Annotated in this window: 5 protein-coding genes; 1 reads left to right on the plus strand and 4 read right to left on the minus strand. The window is 64.1% G+C overall.

The window, feature by feature from the left end:
* A partial coding sequence (locus ACILRN_RS15670) for a hypothetical protein (RefSeq protein ID WP_395689871.1) occupies positions 1-240 on the plus strand: 240 nt, incomplete at its 5' end.
* 153 nt (positions 241-393) lie between these two features.
* Here the strand turns inward: ACILRN_RS15670 and ACILRN_RS15675 are convergent.
* From ACILRN_RS15675 to ACILRN_RS15690, 4 genes are all read right to left on the minus strand, one after another.
* On the minus strand, positions 394-1,323 hold the full coding sequence (locus tag ACILRN_RS15675; RefSeq protein WP_395689873.1) for an outer membrane protein assembly factor BamD: 930 nt from the start codon (positions 1,321-1,323) through the stop codon (positions 394-396).
* Between the two features lie 84 nt (positions 1,324-1,407).
* Positions 1,408-2,964, minus strand: coding sequence for a cell division protein FtsZ (ftsZ, locus tag ACILRN_RS15680; protein ID WP_395689875.1), 1,557 nt, complete (start codon positions 2,962-2,964; stop codon positions 1,408-1,410).
* A 136-nt stretch (positions 2,965-3,100) separates the two neighbouring features.
* Positions 3,101-4,417: a hemolysin family protein gene (locus ACILRN_RS15685; protein WP_395689877.1), complete on the minus strand. Its 1,317-nt coding sequence runs from the start codon at positions 4,415-4,417 to the stop codon at positions 3,101-3,103.
* Between the two features lie 126 nt (positions 4,418-4,543).
* Positions 4,544-4,964, minus strand: a 421-nt coding sequence (locus ACILRN_RS15690; protein ID WP_395689879.1) for a hypothetical protein, incomplete at its 5' end; no start/stop codon positions are given.

The raw sequence follows: 4,964 nt of genomic DNA on the forward strand, positions 1-4,964 counted from the left end.
GGGATATCCGCGGGCTACATCATCCGGCAGATGACGGGCGATGACGAGGTGGAAGTCAGCATGCTGGGCCAGAGCCTTGACGTGCCGGTGGAGGCCACGGAGTTCAATGCGCCCTATCTCGCGGCCAGTCTCCGCTGGGACATCGGCGAGCAGTTCGGCCTCAGCCTCGACGGCCGCGCCGTGTTCTCCGGCAGCAACACAGGCCTCGGCATCATCGCCTCCCTCGCCGGCACATTCTGAGCAGTACAATGGCAGGGCCAGTGACTGATGATCGACTGTCATCGGGGGCCGGCTCGTGAGGGTCTCGAGCGCTCCCGGGCAGAAGACCGATCAAACCGCCATGACAGCGCATCGATCAGCCCCCAATGGCCGAGCCGGTAGGTGGCTGCCAGGTTACAGCGGATTGATCGTATCGAAGGCCTTGGAGATCCACGACTGGTCGTTCACCACGGGCTCCTGCCCATCGCTGGCCACCAGCTGATAGGCGCTGCGGTACCATTCCGACTGGGGATAGTTGGCACCCAGCACCGCGGCTGCGGTCTGGGCTTCTGAGAGGATGCCAAGGGCCATGTATCCCTCCGTCAGCCGGTAGAGCGCCTCCGGGGTCTGGCTGGTCTTCTGGAAGTCCGTCACAACCCGCTTGAAACGGTTGATGCCAGCGAGATAGGCACCCTCGCGGTAGTAGTAACGTCCGACTTCCATTTCCTTGCCGGCGAGATGGTCTCGCGCGACGACAACCTTCTGCTCGGCATCGGCCGCATAGGCCGTTCCCGGAAAGCGCTGCGCTACCTCTTCCAGCGCGGTCAGGGCCCGCAGGGTCTGAGCCTGATCACGCTTGGTATTGGCAATCTGATTGTAATTGCAGATGGCGATCAGATAATAGGCATAGCCGACATCGCGGTGGCCCGGATGCAGCGTGATGAAACGGTTTGCTGCGTTGATGGCGTCATCCCACTTGCCCTGCCGGTAGTTGGCATAGGCCTGCATCAGGATCGACTGGGTGGCGTAGTTCGAATATGGATATTTTCGCTCGACCTCGGCAAATTGCTTGATCGCGCTGTTGGTCGAGCCATTGCTGAGAAGTGTGAGTGCTTCGTTGTAGGCCTTGGCGACATCGGCACTTTCTGCCGATACCGACATGTCTGGCGCCACCCCGGCCGTCATTGCACTCGAAGCTTCCTTGTCGTCGCCCCAGATGCCGTCCATCAGCCCCGTAGCACAACCGGCGAGCATGACGGCCATGACGACCGCCATCCCGGACCGCGCAACCCTACGCTTCAGCTTCACCCTGAACCTCACCCACCAACGGTCGCGCCGTGGCATGCCCTGGACGCCGGCTGGCGGTTAAATGCACCAAACCCGGCGGAAGTGTGACCGCCGGGCCTGGGCGTTTGTGTTCAATTTCAATCAGTTGGCCTGACGGCGCAGGAAGGCCGGTATCTCCAGCTGGTCATCATCCAGATTCAGTTCGGCCTGCTGTGGCGAAGGCATTGGAGCGCCAGGGCGCGACTGGGCTGGCCGTACGCCGTAGCTGGACTGCTGGGAAGACATAGACGGTTCGCGCGGACCCGTCTCTTCCGGCTGCTCTTCCTTGCGGCCGAGACCTACGCTGGCCAGACGCTGGAAAAGACCAGGCTTCTTCTTGCCGGCAAGATCTGCAATGGACTCGATCCGGGTCTGCTGGGCCTCGATCTGGCGCTTCACCTGGGGCGGAAACTCGTCAATCGCGGGCATCCGCACCGGACGAGCCGCGGCGGGCGCCACGGGGGCCGGTGTCACGACAGGAGCCGGCTGCGGCGCATAAACCGGCGCAGGGGCTGAAGCCTGGACCGGCGCAGCAACCGGAGCTGGCGCCGGTGCAACGGGGGCCGGGCGGGTCGCCATCGGCGCAGTCTGGACCGGCATGCGAGGTGCAACCGGCTGCTTGCCAGTAAATCCGAACACCGACAGCTTGTCGGCAGATTCAGCCAGTTCGGCAGGCTTGGAACCCTTGAGCATTTCCGCAGCAAGGCCCGTTGCCACCACCGAGACACGCATGATTCCTTCGAGCGACTCATCGAAGGTCGCGCCGAGAATGATGTTGGCTTCGGGATCAACCTCCTCACGAATGCGGGTGGCAGCCTCGTCAACCTCATAAAGCGTCAGGTCAGGCCCGCCGGTGATCGAGATCAACAGGCCGCGCGCGCCGCGCATCGACACATCGTCGAGCAGCGGGTTGGAGATCGCCGCCTCGGCGGCCTCGATGGCGCGCTTCTCGCCGGAGGCCTCGCCGGTTCCCATCATGGCGCGCCCCATCTCGCTCATGATGGCGCGGACGTCGGCGAAATCGAGGTTGATCAGGCCTTCCTTGGTCATCAGCTCAGTGATCGAGGCGACGCCGGAGTAGAGCACCTGGTCGGCCATGGCGAAGGCGGCGGCGAAGGTGGTCTTCTCATTGGCGACGCGAAACAGGTTCTGGTTCGGAATGACGATCAGCGTGTCGACATGCTTGGCAAGCTGCTCGATGCCGCGCTCGGCGGTCTGCTGCCGGCGGATGCCCTCGAACTGGAACGGCTTGGTCACGACGCCGACCGTGAGGATGCCCTGCTCCTTGGCCGCGCGGGCGATGACGGGCGCCGCACCGGTGCCGGTGCCGCCGCCCATGCCGGCGGTGATGAAGGCCATGTGGGAGCCGGCGAGATGGTCGAGGATTTCGGGCAACGCCTCCTCGGCGGCGGCGGCACCGATCTGCGGCTGAGATCCGGCACCCAGCCCCTGTGTCAGGGCTGTACCCATTTGAATGCGGCGTTGCGCGGCGTTCTGCATCAGTGCCTGCGCATCGGTGTTGGCGACCACGAACTCGACCCCGTCGAGCCGGCTCTCAATCATGTTGTTGACGGCGTTCCCGCCCGCACCGCCAACGCCGAAGACCGTGATGCGGGGTTTCAGTTCTGAAAGATTGGGAACGGTGAGATTGATTGTCATGATGATGGCGCCCAGTAATGATTTGCCCTCATCCTGTTTCTTACCGAATCCATAACAAATGGTTAACAAGCGCTAACCAAATTGCCCAGAAGGCCGCCGAGATGGCCTGTTCTGGTCCGCAGGGGTAACCAATCGTTCAGGTTGCCGGGGGCTTTCCAGCCTGGCGGCGCGTGTCCACGGCCCGGCTCGCCAGAACCTTGTCCACCCGCCGGCCGTCGAGATCGACGACCTCGAATCGCCAGATGCCGAGCTTCACCGACTGGCCCAGCGAGGGCAAATGCTTGAAGGCATCGACCACAAGGCCGGCCACGGTCTCGTAGCGGCGGCGATGGGGAAGCGGAAAGCCGATCAGCTCGCTCATTTCATCGACCGCCATGTCGCCCGGAATGAGCCAGGAGCCATCCTCGCGCTGCACCGCCCCCGACTCACCCTCGCCCGCAGGCTCAAGGCTTCCGGCAATCGCATTGAGCAGATCAGCCGCCGTGACGATTCCGAGCGTGCGGCCGTATTCGTCCTGCACGAAGGCAAGATGAATCGAGGAGCCGCGGAACAGTTCCATGGCCTCGAGCGCGGGCATGGATTCGGGAATGACCGGTGCCTTCTGGACCAGCTTTGCCAGTTCAATCTTGCGCCGGGCCAGCAGCGCATCCGCCACATCCTTGACGACGAGAATGCCAAGCACCTCCTCCGGGTCTTCGCCATGCACAGGAATGCGCGAATGGGGCGATGCCATGATCTTGCGGCGAATCTCGACCGGGGCATCATCAACACCGATCAGGTCGATATCGGTCATCGGCGTCATCAGCGCGCGCACCGGCCGATCACCCAGCCGCATGACGCCGGCGATCATGTCCCGCTCGCCGGTTTCAATCACTCCTGCCGATTCAGCCTCTGCGATGAGCGTCCTGATCTCCTCGTCGGTGACCATGGCCTCGCTCGACTTCTGAAGGCCCAGAAGGGTGAGCAGGGCCCGGCCGGAGCTGTCGAGCAGCCACACGAAGGGCGCGGCCGCCCGCGACAGCAGGTCCATCGGATAGGCCACCCGGCAGGCGATCGCTTCGGGGTTCCTGAGCGCCAGCTGTTTCGGCACCAGCTCGCCGATGATCACAGAGACATAGGTGATGGCCGCCACCACGATCACATATCCGAGCGGCCCGGCATAATCGGGGCGCAGTCCGGCAGCTTCGAGCCAGCCTGCCATCCTCCCGCCCAGCGCCGCGCCGGAAAAGGCGCCGGCCACGATGCCGACCAGCGTAATCCCCACCTGCACGGTGGAGAGGAAGCGGCCCGGGTTCTCAGCCAGCTCAAGCGCGGTGCGCGCTCCGGCGACACTGCGGTCGCGCATGGCGCGCAGACGTCCGGGCCGGGACGAGACAATCGCCAGTTCCGACATGGCCAGGATGCCGTTCAGCACCACCAGCGCCAGCACCAGCAGAAGTTCGAGGGTCAGCATGGAGGCAGCGCGTATAGCGCCTGCGGCGCTGCCATGCAAATCTGGGGAGTGCTCGCCTTCCGGCCGGACGCCGGCAGCTGCCCGCGCGTCAGGCTGACAGGCTAGGCAGCTCCGCCTGGGCCTACCCTACTGCGGGCACAGCGTCTGGGGCGCCTGGCACGTTGGACAAAGCGCATTGCCCGGCAGTTCGCCATCATTCAGCAGCGCCGCCAGCCAAGACGTGAAGGCCATGCCGCCGGACTGTTCGGAGAAGAACAGCGGCGCGCGCAGGATGGTGTGCGTCTTGCCCTCCGCCACATAGGAGCGGAAATTGGGCGAGGCCTGGCGGGCGGCCAGCTCGCTCGACATCTTGTTGGTCCAGGCGTTGCAATCCGGCGACTTCGTCATCTGCTCGTAGAAGGCGGTCTGCGTGGCGTCATGAATGGAGGTGAACTGCGCGAAACGGTCCTTCGGGAAATAGGCCGCGAGCCTGGCGACCACTTCAGTGTCCGGCGTATTCTGCGCGTCGGGCCCGAAGACCGATGTGGGCAGCTGGTAGTTCCAGTTC

This window comes from Aestuariivirga sp. (assembly GCF_044238155.1).
In the GTDB taxonomy this organism is placed as follows: domain Bacteria; phylum Pseudomonadota; class Alphaproteobacteria; order Rhizobiales; family Aestuariivirgaceae; genus Aestuariivirga.

Excerpts from the sequence above, each read along its gene's own strand:
- ACILRN_RS15675 (WP_395689873.1), bottom strand. The coding sequence starts at position 1,323 with ATGCCACGGCGCGACCGTTGGTGGGTGAGGTTCAGGGTGAAGCTGAAG.
- ftsZ (WP_395689875.1), bottom strand. The coding sequence starts at position 2,964 with ATGACAATCAATCTCACCGTTCCCAATCTTTCAGAACTGAAACCCCGC.
- ACILRN_RS15685 (WP_395689877.1), bottom strand. The coding sequence starts at position 4,417 with ATGCTGACCCTCGAACTTCTGCTGGTGCTGGCGCTGGTGGTGCTGAAC.